Below are 15,782 nucleotides of genomic sequence, written 5' to 3'. Positions count from 1 at the left end.
GCATGAACGCCCCCCCCTTTCACACGCTGCTGCCCCGTGCCGAACGGGCCGGCATCTATCACCTGCCCTACGCGGCCGACCTTGCCCTGGAGGAAGCGGCCGAAAGCCTGGGATACCCGCTGCTCCGGCTCGATCTCGCCCGCGTCAACGACAGGGAAGGCTTTCTGGCCGCCATCGGCAAGGCCCTGGATTTCCCCGACTGGTACGGGCACAACTGGGACGCACTGGCGGACTGCCTGAACGACATGTCGTGGCTGGAAGCGGACGGCTATGTGCTGGTCCTCGACCATGCGGATGCCTTTGCCGCCGCCAGCCCTACCGATTTCGGCACCGCCCTGTCGATCCTCCAGGAAGCGTCCGATGCCTGGCGGGAGGACGGCGTTCCCTTCTGGACCCTGGTCGGCATCACCGCCGACGGCATCGCCTGGCTGCGCGACCTGGAATGAGCGAATACAAGCAGCCGGTCTCGGTGCTGGTCCTCATCCACACCCCGGCGCTGGACGTCCTCCTGCTCGAGCGGGCCGGCAGCGGTAACCTGTGGCAATCGGTAACCGGCAGTCGCGAAGGCGACGAGAGCCTGACGGCCACTGCCCTGCGGGAAGTGGCGGAAGAAACCGGCATCCAGGCGTCGCCGGACACCCTGGTCGATTGGCAGCTGTCCAACCGCTTCGTGATCCTGCCGCGCTGGCGCGGCCGCTATGCCCCCGGCGTGACCCACAACACCGAGCATGTGTTCAGCCTGCGCGTGCCCGCCCCCATACCCGTGCAGCTCGCCGCCGACGAACATACGGCCGCCCTGTGGCTGCCGTGGCAGGCCGCGGCTACCAAGGTCTTCTCGTGGACCAACCGCGACGCCATCCGCCTGCTGCCGCGTCGTCTCAGCGCAACGCAGCCGCCGCCGCGAGCCTGCGCTTGAGACAGTCGGGGCAATAGCAGGCACCGACATCCCCGGCCGGTATCGCCGGCACATCCAGCACCGGCGGCAGGCTCGCGCACCAGCACTCGGGTAGCCCTGCGTTCATCCCGCAGGTGAAGGCAACGCCACAGGCCGGGCACACATTGGTAACCGGTACATTCTTGTTCTGCTCCATCGACTTGCTCCGCTTGATCCACCTCAAGTCTAGCGCGGATCGGCAGCCCAACGCCTTGAAGCGGCCCCGGGCCCTCCCTATATAACAATCAGGGAGGGCGGACTGCCCTCAGCTACGCCCACCAGAACAAGGAGACGACACATGAGCAACATCACTCGCCGCGACCCTCTGGACGATCTGTTCCGCGGCTTTTTCGTTCGCCCGGTCGAATACGCCGGCGCCCCCGTCGAAGCACCTCAGATGCGCGTGGACGTGAAGGAGGCCAGCGATGCCTACCAGGTGCACGCCGAGCTGCCAGGCATCAAGAAGGAAGACATCCACGTGCATATCGACGGCCCGGTCGTCTCGATCAGCGCCGAACGCAAGCAGGAGAAGGAAGTGAAGGAAGGCGAACGGGTTCTGCGCACCGAACGCTATTTCGGCGAGGTGTCACGCAGCTTCCAGCTCGGCGCAGATGTGGACGAAGCCAGGGCCACCGCCAAGTTCAACGATGGCGTTCTTGAATTGACACTCCCTAAGAAAGCGCCGGCCCAGAGCAAACGGCTCGTCATTGAATAGGCCGTCCCGGTCGCCACATCCGGTCGGCAGCAGAGCGGGAAGAGCGATCTTCCCGCTTTTTCTTTTGGTTTGAGTGTCGCCTCATTACAATCGCAGGCACACCAAAACAACCTTGCGCTGCAACACATCATGACCGTTCCCATCGACACCTCCGATCTGACTCCGGCCCAGAAGGCCGCCATCATCGCCGAGGCCCTGCCCTACATCCGGCGCTTCCAGGACAAGACGCTGGTCATCAAGTACGGCGGCAACGCGATGACCGATCCGCACCTGAAGGCCTGTTTCGCCCACGACGTGGTGCTCCTCAAGCTGGTCGGCTTCAACCCGGTGGTGGTGCACGGCGGTGGCCCGCAGATCGAGAACATGCTGTCGCGCGTCGGCAAGAAGGGCGAATTTGTGCAGGGCATGCGCGTGACCGACGCCGAAACCATGGAAGTCGTGGAGATGGTGCTCGGCGGCCAGGTGAACAAGGAGATCGTCAATCTGATCAACCAGGCCGGCGGCAAGGCGGTGGGCGTGACCGGCAAGGACTCCAACTTCATCCGCGCCAAAAAGCTGATGATGGAGGACAAGGACGCGCCCGGCGAATTGATCGACATCGGCCAGGTCGGCGACATCACCCAGATCGACCCCAGCCTGATCTCCTTCCTCGACAAAGGCGACTTCATCCCGGTCATCGCACCGATCGGCGTCGGCCCCGACGGCGAGAGCTACAACATCAATGCCGACGTGGTGGCCGGCAAGCTGTCCGAAGTGCTGAAGGCCGAGAAGCTGGTGCTGCTGACCAACACCCCGGGCGTGCTCGACAAGGACGGCAAGCTGCTCACCGGCCTGACCCCGCGCCAGATCGACGAACTGGTGGCCGACGGCACCCTGTCCGGCGGCATGCTGCCGAAGATCGGCTCTGCCCTCGACGCCGCGCGCAATGGCGTGAAGAGCGTGCACATCATCGACGGCCGCGTCGAACACTGTCTGCTGCTGGAAATCCTCACCGACCACGGCGTCGGCACGATGATCAAGAGCAAGTAAAACACGCCATCTTTGCGGAACTCCGGGGCGCGGCGGGCACTCTTCACTTGCCCCTAGCTCCGGTTTTCCGTTTGCGATCCATGCCAACCCATCAAACGCGCCCCCTCGCCCTCGCCCTCTTCGTCGTCTGCAGCAGCCTGCTCGCGATCGGCCTCTATCTCCAGCACGTCAAGGGCATCGAACCCTGCCCGATGTGCATCATGCAGCGGTATGCGCTGCTGGCCTGCGGCCTGATCGGCCTGGGCGCCGGCCTGCACAATCCGGGCACCAAGGGGCGCTACGTGTGGTCGGCCTTGCTGGCCGTGGCGGCCATTGCCGGCGCCGGTGTGGCAGCACGCCAGTCGTGGATCCAGTGGTATCCGCCGGCCGTCTCCGAATGCGGCCCGGGCCTGGAATACATGCTGGAGAGCTTTCCCCTGTCCTCCTCGCTGCCGATGATCTTCCGCGGTGCCGGTGATTGCTCGGTGGTGGACTGGACCTTCCTCGGCCTGTCCATCGCCAACTGGTCCTTCCTGGCCTTCGCGACCATCCTCGCCGGCCTCGCCGTGCATCTGCTGCGGCACCGCAAGTCCGCCTGATTCTGCGCCCCAGCGCAGGGCGATGCGCACCAGCCAAGTGCGCATCGCCACCTCTTCCGCCCTCCTCCTCCGCACTTTTCCCAGTCTTTACCTGACTTGGGCGCAGTGGCACGGCCATTGCTAATAGCCATCCAACAAACGTGCGCATGAGGCAATAAAGACTTTGCCGCACTGCGCACTACCTGAATCCAGGTGCTTGCGCGCCGCCCCCGAGGCTGGCGACGCGGTTCGGCCAACGACGGCCCCGCCGCGATCAACGACGATCTCTCTCCTGCTCAAGGCTTACCCGCCCGCATCGGTCCTGTGTGTCCGGTCCGGGGAGAATCAATGTCGGAGGAATCATGCGCAAACAGAAACTGGTCATGGTCGGCAACGGGATGGCGGGCGTCCGCACGCTGGAAGAGCTGCGGAAGATCGCCCCGGACATGTACGACATCACGGTCTTCGGCGCCGAGCCGCATCCCAACTACAACCGCATCCTGCTCTCCCCGGTGCTGGCCGGCGAGATGACCATCCAGGACATCATCCTCAACGACCTGCAGTGGTACGCGGATAACGACATCACGCTGCACCTGGGTGCCCGCGTCACCCAGATCGACCGCAAGAGCCGCTCCATCGTCGCCACCGGCCAGGACGGCCAGCCGATCACCGTCGATTACGACCGCCTGCTGCTGGCCACCGGCTCGACCCCCTTCATGCCGCCGATTCCGGGCAAGGACTTGCCCGGCGTGATCTCCTACCGGGACATCAAGGACACCGACGAGATGATCGACGCGGCGTCCAAGTACCAGCACGCGGTGGTCATCGGCGCCGGCCTGCTGGGCCTGGAAGCCGCCAACGGCCTGGCCCTGCGCGGCATGGACGTGACCGTGGTGCATCTCTCCGACTGGATCATGGAGCGCCAGCTCGACCGCACCGCCGGCAAGATGCTGCAGGCCGCCCTCGAAGCCAAGGGCATGAAGTTCAAGCTCAACGCCCAGACCGCCGAGTTGGTGCAAGGCGAGTCCGGCCGCGTCTGCGCGATCAAGTTCAAGGACGGTGACAGCCTCCCCGCCGACCTCGTCTGCATCGCCGCCGGCATCCGCCCCAACGTGGAGCTCGCCGAGAAATCCGGCATCCACTGCAACCGCGGCATCGTCGTCAGCGACACGCTGCAGACCTACGATCCGCGCGTCTACGCCGTCGGCGAGTGTGCCAACCACCGGGGCACCGCCTACGGCCTGGTGGCGCCACTGTTCGAACAGGCCAAGGTGGCCGCCAATCATCTGGCGGAAATGGGGATCGGTCGCTACGAAGGCTCGGTGACCAGCACCAAGCTCAAGGTCACCGGCATCGACGTGTTCTCCGCCGGCGACTTCTCGGGCGCCGAAGGCACCGAGGACATCGTCCTCCACGATCCCGGCGTGGGCGTCTACAAGCGCCTGGTGCTGAAGGACGACAAGCTGGTCGGCGCGGTGCTGTACGGCGACACCAAGGACGGCGCCTGGTACTTCCAGCTGCTGAAGGACGAGCAGGACATCCGCGACATCCGCGACAACCTGGTATTCGGCAATTCCCACCTGGGCGACGTCGGCCACAAGGGCAACAGCCTGGCCGCCAGCATGCCCGACACCGCCGAGGTGTGCGGCTGCAACGGCGTGTGCAAGGGCACCATCGTCAAGGCCATCAAGGAACAAGGCCTCTTCACGCTGGAAGACGTGCGCAAGCACACCAAGGCTTCCAGCTCCTGCGGCTCCTGTACCGGCCTGGTCGAGCAGATCCTCGCCTCAACGATCGGCGGCGCCTACCAGCCGGCCGACTCCAACAACAAGGCGGTGTGCGGCTGTACCGACCATTCCCACGGCGAAGTACGCAAGGCCATCCGCGACAACAAGCTGTTGTCGGTGGCCGACACACAGAAGTTCCTGGCCTGGAAGACGCCCAACGGCTGCGCCACCTGCCGCCCGGCCCTCAACTACTACTGCATTTCCACCTGGCCCCACGAAGCCATCGACGATCCGCAGAGCCGCTTCATCAACGAGCGCGCCCACGCCAACATCCAGAAGGACGGCACCTACTCGGTGGTGCCGCGCATGTGGGGCGGCCTGACCACTCCCGACGAGCTGCGCGCCATTGCCGACGCCGCCGAAAAGTACAAGGTACCGACCGTCAAGGTGACCGGCGGCCAGCGCATCGACCTGCTCGGCGTGAAGAAGGAAGACCTGCCGGCCATGTGGGAGGACTTCGCCAAGGCCGGCATGTGCTCCGGCCACGCCTACGGCAAGAGCCTGCGCACCGTGAAGACCTGCGTCGGCGCCGAGCACTGCCGCTTCGGCACCCAGCGCTCGATGGACCTGGGCGTCAAGCTGGAGAAGATGCTGTTCGGCATGTGGAGCCCCCACAAGGTCAAGCTGGCGGTCTCCGGCTGCCCGCGCAACTGCGCCGAATCGGGCATCAAGGACGTGGGCGTGATCGGCGTGGATTCCGGCTACGAGCTCTACATCGGCGGCAACGGCGGCATCAAGACCGAAGTGGCGCAGTTCTTCTGCAAGGTGAAGGACGACGCCGAAGTCATGGAATACGGAGGCGCCTTCATCCAGCTCTACCGGGAAGAAGGCTTCTACCTGGAACGCACCTGCCATTACCTCGAGCGGGTCGGCATGGAGCACATCAAGAAGCGGGTCCTCGAAGACGAGGCCAACCGCAAGGCGCTCTACGAAAAGCTCCTCTTTGCACTGCAGAACTACAAAGACCCGTGGGCCGAGATCTTCGAAGACAAGAGCGGCGGCATCCACAAGCGTCAATTCGAGATCATCAAGGTTTGAGGAGCCCGCAAATGAGCGAATGGAAACGAATCTGCGCCGTCAGCGACGTGCCGGTCCTGGGCTCCCGCGTGGTGCATAGCGAGGACGAAGGGCGCATCGCGCTGTTCCGCAACTCGGCCGACCAGGTCTTCGCGGTACGCGACCGTTGCCCGCACAAGGGTGGCCCCCTGTCCCAGGGGCTGGTCCATGGCACCACGGTCACCTGCCCGCTGCACAGCTGGAAGATCCAGCTCGATGACGGCCAGGTCGTACCGCCGGACGTGGGCTGCGTGAAGCCCTTCCCGGTCAAGGTCGAAAACGGCGAGGTCTTCCTCTCCTTGTAAGGGTTTCACGCGCGGGGGCGGTGTCCTGCGCAAGCCGTCTCCCCCACCGCCCCCGTCGCGTGAGCCCCTTTTAACGCGTTCCCGATATTCAAAACTGCCCACGGCAGCGCCTCGCAAGGCGCCGCCAGGCCCCACTCGTACCCAGGAGTCTGAAATGGACCGCAAATCCTTCCTGAAAGCCGGCCACACCCCCACCCTGCTGGCGGCCTTCCTCTACTTCGACCTCGCCTTCATGGTGTGGGTGCTGCTCGGCCCGCTGGGCGTGCAGATCGCCAAGGACCTCGGCCTGACCCATGCCCAGAAGGGCCTGATGGTGGCCACGCCGGTGCTCGCCGGCGCGCTGCTGCGCCTGGTGATGGGCGTGCTGGTGGATCACCTCAAGCCCAAGATGGCCGGCGCCATCGGCCAGGTCATCGTGATCTGCGCACTGGCCTTCGCCTGGCACTTCGGCATCCACAGTTATGAAGAGACGCTGGTACTGGGCCTCTTCCTCGGCGTCGCCGGCGCATCCTTCGCCGTCGCGCTGCCGCTGGCCTCCCGCTGGTATCCGCCGGAGCACCAGGGCACGGCGCTGGGCATTGCCGGTGCCGGCAACTCCGGCACTGCCATGGCCGCCCTGTTCGGCCCCGGCCTGGCCGCCGCCTACGGGTGGACCAATGTGTTCGGCCTCGCGCTGATCCCGCTGTCCATCGTCTTCGTGCTCTACCTGATGTTGGCCAAGGACGCGCCCGAGTGCCCGCCGGCCAAGTCCTTCGCGGAATACCTGAAGGTGCTCAAGGACAAGGATTCCTGGTGGTTCATGTTCTTCTACTCGGTGACCTTCGGCGGCTTCGTCGGCCTGGCCTCGTCCCTGACCATTTACTTCAACACCCAGTACGGGCTCGACCCGAAGATGGCCGGCTTCTTCACCGCCGCCTGCGTGTTCGCCGGCAGTCTGGTGCGCCCGATCGGTGGCAACGTGGCCGACCGCATCGGCGGCATCAAGATGCTCACCACCATGTACGCGCTGGCCGCCATTTTCCTGGCCATCATCAGCTTCGGCCTGCCGGCGGCCTGGATGGCCCTCGCCGTCTTCGTCTGCGCCATGCTGTCCCTCGGTATGGGCAACGGCGCGGTGTTCCAGCTGGTACCCCAGCGCTTCCGCAAGGAGATCGGCGTGATGACCGGCCTGGTGGGCATGGCCGGCGGCGTCGGGGGCTTCTACCTGGCGCTCAGCCTCGGCTACAGCAAGCAGGTCACCGGCAGCTACCAGGCCGGCTTCCTGATCTTCGCCAGCCTGGCCCTCGTCGCGCTGGCCGGCCTCACTGCCGTCAAGAGCCGCTGGCGCACCACCTGGGGCGCCTCACACCTGACCAGCGCCAAGATCTGAGCGCCCTCCTCCCTGACACCCACTTGAACAGATCGGAACCGGGGCATACTCCCCGCTTCCGATCCGCGCCGTTTACGACCATGACCGCGCCCCGCCTCCTCGCTTCCCTCGGCTATTCGTCCCTCACCGGCCCGCGGCCGCGCAACGAGGATTTCTGCGGCGCCGTCACGCCGGAAGGCCCGGAGCTCGACGCCAAGGGCATCCTGGCGGTGGTGGCGGACGGCGTCGGTGGCCACGCCAACGGCCGCGAAGCCTCCGAATACACCGTGCGCGGCCTGCTCTCCGACTACTACGCGACGCCGGACACCTGGGCCGTCAACAAGTCCCTCGACACCGTACTGGCCTCCCTCAACCGCTGGCTGATCTCCCATGCGGCACGCACGCGGGAGGCCGCCGGCATGGCCACCACGCTGTCCGCCGTGGTGCTGCGCGGGCGCCGCTACTATCTGGCCCATGTGGGCGACTCGCGGATCTACCGGCTGCGCGCCGGCAAGCTGGAGCAACTCTCCACCGACCACGTGTGGGAGCACCCGGAACTCAAGAACGTGCTGTCCCGCGCGGTCGGCCTCGACGCCCACCTGTCGGTGGATTACGCCGACGGCGAACTGGAAGCCGGCGACGTCTTTGCGCTGATGAGCGACGGCGTGTGGGGCCAGCTCGGCGACCGCAAGATCGGCGACATCCTGCGCGCCGAGCAGGATCCGCAGGACGCTGCCGCGCGCCTCGCGATGGGTGCCGAAGGTGGCGGCAGCCAGGACAACTGCACCGCGCTGGTGCTGCGCGTGGAGGCGCTGCCGGCCGACAAGCTGCGCGACAACATCGCCCGCTTGCAGCACCTGCCGCTGCCACCGCGCTTGAAGATCGGTCAGACGCTGGACGGGCTGACCGTCGACGCGCTGCTGCACGAGTCCATCGCCACACTGCTCTACCGGGTCAGCGACGAGCAGGGCCAGCCCCGCGTGCTCAAGACCCTGCGCCCCGAACACGACGACCCGGAGGCCGCCGCCGCCCTCGCCCACGAGGAATGGCTGGCCCGGCGGGTCAACGACAGCTGGTTTCCGCAGGTCATTCCCTACCCGCCGCGCAATCACCTGTACTACCTGATGAGCTGGCACGAAGGCGCCACCCTCAAGGCCCGCCTCGACAGCGGCCATCGCTTCGGCACCGGCGAGGCGGTCAACCTGGGCGAGCGCATCCTGAAGGGTGTGGCCAGCCTGCACCGCCTGTCCATCGTGCACCGGGACATCAAGCCGGACAACCTGCACCTGGACGCCGAAGGCCGCCTGCGCATCCTCGACCTGGGCGTAGCCGCCTCCGACGCCACCCAGCAGGGCCAGAAATTCGAAGAGATCAACAATCCCGGCACGCCCAGCTACATGGCGCCGGAGCTCTACGGCGGCAAGAGCGTGGCCGCCAGCGAGCAAACCGACCTCTACGCGGTCGGCGTGACCCTCTACCAGCTGCTGACCCGCAAGTATCCCTACGGCGAGATCGAACCCTTCCAGCATCCGAAGTTCGGCGACCCGGTGCCGCCGACGCGCTACCGCCCGGACATCCCCGACTGGCTCGAAGCGGTGCTGCTGAAGGCCGTCGCCCGCGAACCCAAGGCCCGCTTCGAGACCGCCGAGGAATTCCTGCTGGCCCTCGAACGCGGCGCCCGCCGCCCGCTGGTCGTGGCCCGCAAATCGCCGCTGCTGGAGCGGGATCCGCAACTCGGCCTCAAGCTGCTGGCAATCACCTCGCTGGTCCTCAATGTGCTGCTGGTCTACCTGCTGCTGGCGCGCTGAGGAGCCCCCTCGCCGCATGAATTTTCCGTGAAAGGTCGCATCGCGCCCCTGCGCGCGCTAACATTTATCGCTTTACGCAAGGAGATAGCGCCATGCAATACGGCGAATTCGACGCCAATTCGTTGATGTACATCACAAACCGGCCCGAGCTCGTCTTCGTCCGAGGCAGTGGTTCCTGGCTGTACGACGAACAGGACAAGGCCTATCTCGACTTCGTGCAGGGCTGGGCGGTGAACTGCCTCGGCCACTGTCCGCCGGAAATCAGCGAAGCCCTGGCCACCCAGGGCGCCCAGTTGATCAACCCGAGCCCGGCCTTCTACAACGGCCCGGCCATCGAGCTGGCCGGCCTGCTGACCCGCCATTCCGTCTTCGACCGGGTGTTCTTCGCCAACACCGGCGCCGAAGCCAATGAAGGCGCCATCAAGCTGGCCCGTAAATGGGGGCGCCTCAACCGCGACGGTGCCTACGAGATCATCACCTTCGAGCACGCCTTCCACGGCCGCACGCTGGCCACCATGTCGGCCTCCGGCAAGCCGGGCTGGGACACCCTCTTCGCGCCGCAGGTGCCGGGCTTCCCGAAGGCCAGGCTCAACGACCTCGACTCGGTGAAGGCCCTGATCGGCCCCAAGACCGTGGCGGTGATGCTCGAACCCGTGCAGGGCGAAGGCGGCGTGATCCCTGCCGAGCCCGACTTCCTGCAGGCCCTGCGCGAGCTCACCCGCGAGCACGGCCTGCTGCTGATCGTCGACGAGGTGCAGACCGGCATGGGCCGCAGTGGCCGCCTCTTCGCCCATGAACATGCCGGCATCGAGCCGGACATCATGACCCTCGGCAAGGGCATCGGCGGCGGCGTGCCCCTGTCGGCCCTGCTGGCCCGCGAAGCAGTGTGCTGCTTCGAACCCGGCGACCAGGGCGGTACCTACAACGGCAATCCGCTGATGTGCGCAGTCGGCGCGGCGGTGATGCGTCGCCTGACCAGCCCCGGCTTCCTGGACAAGGTCGACGAAACCGGCCGCTACCTGGGCGCCGCCCTCAACGAACTGGTGGCCCGCCACGGCCTCGTCGGCGAACGGGGCCAGGGCCTGCTGCGCGCGCTGATCCTCGACGACGATCGCGGCCCCGCGCTGGTGAAGGGCGCCCTCGAGCATTCCCCCAAGGGCCTGCTGCTCAACTCGCCGCGCCCCAACCTGCTGCGCTTCATGCCCTCGCTGACCGTCAGTACCGCCGAGATCGACGAGATGATCGGCCTGCTCGACACCCTGCTGCACGCCACGCGCAAGGCCTGACAGCACGTACCGCATGTCCGGACGGCCTCCCACGAGGTCGTCCAGCACCGCGTCGGCACGTGAACATGCCTTTGGAAGGGGCTGGGCAACAGCGGTACAATGCTGATTTTCCGGAACAAAGCAGCCCAGAACCGTTGAGCCACGGCCCCGGTCCTGCTGTCTTGTCCTGACCCACCCCCCGCCCCGGTTTCGCCCCCGGCGCGGGTCGCGCGCTTCGACGATGCCTGCACAAGGCTCCGAAGTGCCCTGTTTTTCAAAGGATTTTCATGGCTCTCCAATGCGGCATCGTCGGCCTGCCCAACGTCGGCAAATCGACCCTCTTCAACGCCCTCACCAAGGCCGGCATCGCCGCCGAGAACTACCCCTTCTGTACCATCGAGCCCAACGTGGGCATCGTTGAAGTACCCGATCCGCGCCTCGACGCCCTGTCCGAGATCGTCAAGCCGCAGAAGGTCCAGCCCGCCATCGTCGAATTCGTGGACATCGCCGGCCTGGTCGCCGGCGCCTCCAAGGGCGAAGGCCTCGGCAACCAGTTCCTTGCCAACATCCGTGAGACCGACGCCATCGTCAACGTGGTGCGCTGCTTCGACGACGAGAACGTCATCCACGTGAATGGCAAGGTGGACCCGCTCGCCGACATCGAGACCATCGTCACCGAACTCGCGCTGGCCGACATGGCCGCCGTCGAGAAGGCCATCCACAGGGAGAACAAGAAGGCCCGCTCCGGCGACAAGGATGCCCAGAAGCTGGTCGCCATCCTCGAAAAGCTGCTGCCGCACCTCAACGAAGGCCAGCCGGCACGCACCATGCAGCTCAGCGACGACGAGAAGCTGATCCTCAAGCCCCTGTGCCTGATGACCCTCAAGCCCGCCATGTACGTCGGCAACGTGATGGAAGACGGCTTCGAGAACAACCCCTACCTCGACCGCCTGCGCGAGCACGCCGCCAAGGAAGGCGCCCCGGTCGTCGCCCTGTGCGCCAAGATCGAAGCGGAACTCGCCGACCTGGACGACGAAGACAAGATGGCCTTCCTGGCCGACCTGGGCCTCGAAGAACCCGGCCTCAACCGCCTGATCCGCGCCGGCTACAGCCTGCTCGGCCTGCAGACCTACTTCACCGCCGGCGTGAAGGAAGTGCGCGCCTGGACCATCCACGTCGGCGACACCGCCCCGCAGGCCGCCGGCGTCATCCACACCGACTTCGAACGCGGCTTCATCCGCGCCCAGACCATTTCCTACGAAGACTTCATCGCCTTCAAGGGCGAACAGGGCGCCAAGGAAGCCGGCAAGATGCGCTCCGAAGGCAAGGACTACGTGGTGAAAGATGGGGACGTCCTGAATTTCCTGTTCAACGTCTGAACACCGGCTTGAAGATGCAGAAAGCCCCGCTGAAGCGGGGCTTTTTTTGGCCCCGCAAGCACGACGGGGCTCTTCAAACCGGTACATCCCACCGCGGACCCTACAGGCTGAAACGGGATACGCTGCTGATCAGCGTCCTGGCGGAACGCTCCATCTGCTGAGCGGCATTGGCCACCGCCACCACGGCGGCGGAGTTCTCGTCGGACATCTGGGCAATACCTTCGACGTTTCTGGACAGATGCGTGGCTGCCGAACGTTGCTCGACCAAGGCATCGGCAATCTCGTTCATCGCCAGCTTGACGTCATTGGACATTGTGCAGATTTCCTCCATGGACTGACGTGCCCCGGCCGCGGTCTCGGCAACCCTGGACACGTCGTTGCTGGCGTGCTGCATGCTACCCGCCGCTGCCACGGAGCCCTGCTCGACCGCCGAGATGATGCTGGAGATCTCCTGCACCGAAAGAGAGGTGCGTTCGGCCAGCTTCCGGACCTCGTCCGCAACCACAGCGAAGCCACGCCCCTGTTCACCCGCGCGGGCAGCTTCAATGGCCGCGTTGAGGGCCAGCAGATTGGTCTGGTCCGCCACCTCCTTGATCACCGTCGCAATGCTTCCGATTCCCTTGATCCGCTCGGACAGTGACTGGATGTCATCGGCCGCCCCACTCACATCCGCAGCAACGTCCTGAATACTCCGCGTTGCCGACGCCACCTGCCGGCCGCCGGTATCCGAAACACGCCCAGCCTCCTCGGCCTTCTGCGACGCACCGTGGGCATTGGCGGCCACATGCTCGATGCTGACCGTCAGCTCTTCCACCGCGGCCGCGGCCGTCGAAGTGGAACTGGCCTGGGCCTGCACGCTGCTCGAAACCTGCTCCGCTGCCGATGAGACGTCACCGGCAATCCGGGACAGGGCTCCGGCCTCTTCAACTACCAGTCCGATAATCCCGGCCAGATCCGAACGCATGCGGATCAGGGCTGCCGTCAGTTGCCCCAGTTCATCCCCGGCAGCAGAACGAATGCCATCGTTCTTGAGATTGCCGCTTGCCACCTGCTCGGCGAGCGCCTGCGCATCCCGAATCCTCCGCGCAAAGCTGCCGGACAGCACTGCCGCCAGGACGATGCCCGTAAGCAGCGCGAATACCGCCACCAGCGCCACTCCACTGCGGATGGAATCCGCGTTCTGCTGAATTGACGAAACCGCTTCCGCCATCTTCTGGTCCTGATGGGTCGACAACGCATCGACCGCCTGCCGGAAACGCACAATCGCCGGGCTGTACTCCGCTTTCACGAAAACGAGGGTCGCTGCGCTGTCCCGTGCCGCCAACAGTTCGACCAGGCGGGGATACATGGCCCGGATCGGCTCCCGCGCCTCTTTGATGGCCATGAACATGCGCCGCCCCGTTTCGGACGCGACCAGCTTCTCCAGCCGCTCCAGATCCTCGGCATTGGCCGTCGCAATGGCCTTCAGCTTGCCGGCGATTCTTTCGAGATCCTGCGGATCCTTTTCCACTGCACCGACCAGAGCCAGCCCTTCCGCCTCGATGGCGCGCTTGGTCAGATTGTTGGCGAAAACTGCCTTGGGGTACACGTCCTTTTCAATGGCAACGGCTTCAGCGGCAAGACGGGAAAACCCCCAAAACGCACTACCGCCAATCACCAGCATCAGTGCGATTACCGCTCCGAAACTCGCAAAGAATTTGGCTTTTATACTTGAATTGGTGAAACGCATGATCAACCCCCTTTGCGCAAACATTGGCGCAATTATTGTTTTTGCTTCGCAGACTCACAGACACCCGACCCATTGGTGCCGATGTCATTCTACGCCTGCCCAAAGGGGATGAACTCCGGCTTCACGCGGCCTTCAACAGCGTGAATTGCTGGAATTCACGCCACGACTTTCTCAACAATAAGAGAACTGCATACCGGCTCATGGCCGCATCGCCCTCCCTGCATCACGACGTTTGCTACGCCTGCGCCACAGTCCGACGGCAGTCACCCCGAAGAATCCGCCATACGCCGCCAGCGCGATACTGGAAGCTTCCATCGGCACGTCCCCTGCATCCCCATCCTTCAGGGCAGTGGGGAACGGGCGGGGCGGCACAGGAATGATCTTCCAGTCCTTTCGGTCTTCCGGCACGCGCTGCATGTACTCGTCGAAAGAGGCGACCGGCGCCTGCCCGAACGCCCGCGAGGACGGGAACTGGGGAATCCGCACATAGACCAGTGCTTCGATATCCTCTGCCAGCATGCCTTCCAGCCCGGAAGTGGCCTGCTTGCCGGCGACCAGCCGCTCGAGGATGTCCCGGCCGATGGCCTCGAAGGCTACAAAGGGATAAAGGGCCGTCCGCTCCGTGGACATATAGTCGAAAGCCTGCCGACCGCTTTCCAGACTCCCCTCCTTCACCGCCATGTAGGGCAGGCCCGCAATCGCCTTCACCCTGCTCGTCGGCCCCTGCTTCGGGACCTGCCATCCCAGCGCACGCAGGGTATCGATGCTGATTCCCGCGCAATTGGCCGTGGCATGGCGATAGACGAAATCATGCCGATAGAAATGATTGAAGACCCGTGAAATGGCGCCCTGGTAAAGGGCCGACGCCCGGTCCTGCTTCAATACGGCCACCAGCATGTAGGAGGGCCGATACCACGCCTGCCCGCTGTTGAGGTCCCCCATGTAGGCATCCATCGGCAAGGACGAGGCCACAATACCCTTCTCGCTCACCGAGTCCAGGTTGTAGAAATTGTTTACCAGCCAGTCGCGCCATTCCCCTCTTTCCCCGAAACGGCCGGTGGCAATTGCGAAATGTCCGCCGTGCGCCTCGTCGTCGTCGCCCTGAGCCCCATTGAGTATCACGGCCAGTACCGGCTTGCCATTCCAGCCCTCGGGGCCAGGTGCCGAACGCTGCCATAAGACTCGCGCGGCAAGAGGCTGACGAGCCCCGCCGTCCTCAGCACGGACGACCGTGTCGAGCGTCTCCCCCCTCGCCAAGGGCTTGAACGGCACGGACGCAGCATCCAGCCGGAAATCATCCGGCCACACGCTACGCGCAATGAAGCGCCCACGCTCCATCCTTCCGCGCAGGGAAAGAGAGCGCCCGGCCAAATAGCGCACGCTCTGTGCGTCGTAATACGACTGGTTGCTGGGAAGACGCGGTGCCACTGCAAATGGCAGGGTCGCCCCTGCCGGGCCGGAGATGGCGGCCCCCTCAGCCACCAACTGCCACCCTTCGGCGATCAAGGGCGATCCGACCCACGCCAGCGGCGGCAAACCTCCGGAGAGCGCTCCCTTGTCGGCAGCAGCCCATTCGGCAACGTCACGCAAGCCGGGAAGGCCCCGACTGAACCCCGCGGGCACAAGCTTGGGAACCGCCACCCAGTCGTCACGGAAATACCAGAGCGCCTGGGGAATCGTTACGCAATCGGGACAGCTTCCATTGATAAGGCGGAAATCCGTTGCAGAAATGAGCCCCACACTCCCCGAATCCAGCGCACCGCGGATCCCCTGCACATACTCGGTGGCACCTGCATCCGGCCCCCCCACTGCCACAGCCAGCGCCATGCTCCGCACAAACCAGCCGATATAACCCATGTCGTCAAACTCC

General features: G+C 65.1%; 14 protein-coding genes. 11 read left to right on the top strand and 3 right to left on the bottom strand.

Annotated elements, in window-relative coordinates; genetic code table 11:
• The first annotated feature begins 2 nt into the window (after positions 1–2).
• Positions 3–446: a barstar family protein gene (locus B4920_RS21045; protein WP_079436650.1), complete on the top strand. Its 444-nt coding sequence runs from the start codon at positions 3–5 to the stop codon at positions 444–446.
• Positions 443–916, top strand: a complete 474-nt coding sequence (gene nudB / locus B4920_RS21040; protein WP_079436649.1) for a dihydroneopterin triphosphate diphosphatase — start codon at positions 443–445, stop codon at positions 914–916. The genes B4920_RS21045 and nudB overlap by 4 nt, the downstream gene beginning before the upstream one ends.
• Here the strand turns inward: nudB and B4920_RS21035 are convergent.
• On the bottom strand, positions 879–1,091 hold the full coding sequence (locus B4920_RS21035) for a cysteine-rich CWC family protein (RefSeq protein WP_079436648.1): 213 nt from the start codon (positions 1,089–1,091) through the stop codon (positions 879–881). The genes nudB and B4920_RS21035 overlap by 38 nt on opposite strands.
• Positions 1,092–1,232: 141 nt before the next feature.
• Between B4920_RS21035 and B4920_RS21030 the strand changes: the two genes are divergently transcribed.
• From B4920_RS21030 to ychF, 9 genes are all read left to right on the top strand, one after another.
• Complete coding sequence (locus B4920_RS21030) at positions 1,233–1,649, top strand: Hsp20/alpha crystallin family protein (protein ID WP_079436647.1); 417 nt, start codon at positions 1,233–1,235, stop codon at positions 1,647–1,649.
• Between the two features lie 129 nt (positions 1,650–1,778).
• Positions 1,779–2,678, top strand: a complete 900-nt coding sequence (argB, locus tag B4920_RS21025; protein ID WP_079436646.1) for an acetylglutamate kinase — start codon at positions 1,779–1,781, stop codon at positions 2,676–2,678.
• Between the two features lie 80 nt (positions 2,679–2,758).
• The gene (locus B4920_RS21020) at positions 2,759–3,256 is read left to right on the top strand and encodes a disulfide bond formation protein B (RefSeq protein ID WP_079436645.1); all 498 of its coding nucleotides are present in this window, start codon (positions 2,759–2,761) and stop codon (positions 3,254–3,256) included.
• Positions 3,257–3,597: 341 nt separating this feature from the next.
• Positions 3,598–6,060 (top strand): nitrite reductase large subunit NirB, encoded by a 2,463-nt coding sequence (gene nirB / locus B4920_RS21015; protein WP_079436644.1) that lies wholly within the window; start codon positions 3,598–3,600, stop codon positions 6,058–6,060.
• A gap of 11 nt (positions 6,061–6,071) precedes the next feature.
• On the top strand, positions 6,072–6,383 hold the full coding sequence (gene nirD, locus B4920_RS21010; RefSeq protein WP_079436643.1) for a nitrite reductase small subunit NirD: 312 nt from the start codon (positions 6,072–6,074) through the stop codon (positions 6,381–6,383).
• Between the two features lie 154 nt (positions 6,384–6,537).
• The gene (locus tag B4920_RS21005; RefSeq protein ID WP_079436642.1) at positions 6,538–7,752 is read left to right on the top strand and encodes a NarK/NasA family nitrate transporter; all 1,215 of its coding nucleotides are present in this window, start codon (positions 6,538–6,540) and stop codon (positions 7,750–7,752) included.
• A gap of 80 nt (positions 7,753–7,832) precedes the next feature.
• Complete coding sequence (locus B4920_RS21000; protein WP_079436641.1) at positions 7,833–9,539, top strand: bifunctional protein-serine/threonine kinase/phosphatase; 1,707 nt, start codon at positions 7,833–7,835, stop codon at positions 9,537–9,539.
• Positions 9,540–9,631: 92 nt separating this feature from the next.
• Positions 9,632–10,825 carry an acetylornithine transaminase gene (locus B4920_RS20995; protein WP_079436640.1) on the top strand — a complete coding sequence of 398 codons (1,194 nt, stop codon included), beginning with the start codon at positions 9,632–9,634 and terminating at the stop codon, positions 10,823–10,825.
• 266 nt (positions 10,826–11,091) lie between these two features.
• Positions 11,092–12,183 carry a redox-regulated ATPase YchF gene (gene ychF / locus B4920_RS20990; protein WP_079436639.1) on the top strand — a complete coding sequence of 364 codons (1,092 nt, stop codon included), beginning with the start codon at positions 11,092–11,094 and terminating at the stop codon, positions 12,181–12,183.
• 100 nt (positions 12,184–12,283) lie between these two features.
• Here ychF and B4920_RS20985 read toward each other — a convergent pair whose 3' ends face one another.
• Both B4920_RS20985 and B4920_RS20980 read right to left on the bottom strand, forming a co-directional pair.
• Positions 12,284–13,912, bottom strand: coding sequence for a methyl-accepting chemotaxis protein (locus B4920_RS20985; RefSeq protein WP_161493361.1), 1,629 nt, complete (start codon positions 13,910–13,912; stop codon positions 12,284–12,286).
• A 198-nt stretch (positions 13,913–14,110) separates the two neighbouring features.
• On the bottom strand, positions 14,111–15,769 hold the full coding sequence (locus tag B4920_RS20980; protein ID WP_079436637.1) for a hypothetical protein: 1,659 nt from the start codon (positions 15,767–15,769) through the stop codon (positions 14,111–14,113).
• Between the last annotated feature and the right edge of the window lie 13 nt (positions 15,770–15,782).

The sequence above is a fragment of the Zoogloea sp. LCSB751 genome (assembly GCF_002028455.1).
Classification (GTDB): Bacteria; Pseudomonadota; Gammaproteobacteria; order Burkholderiales; family Rhodocyclaceae; genus Zoogloea.
This window is presented reverse-complemented; position numbering and strand designations above follow the sequence as displayed.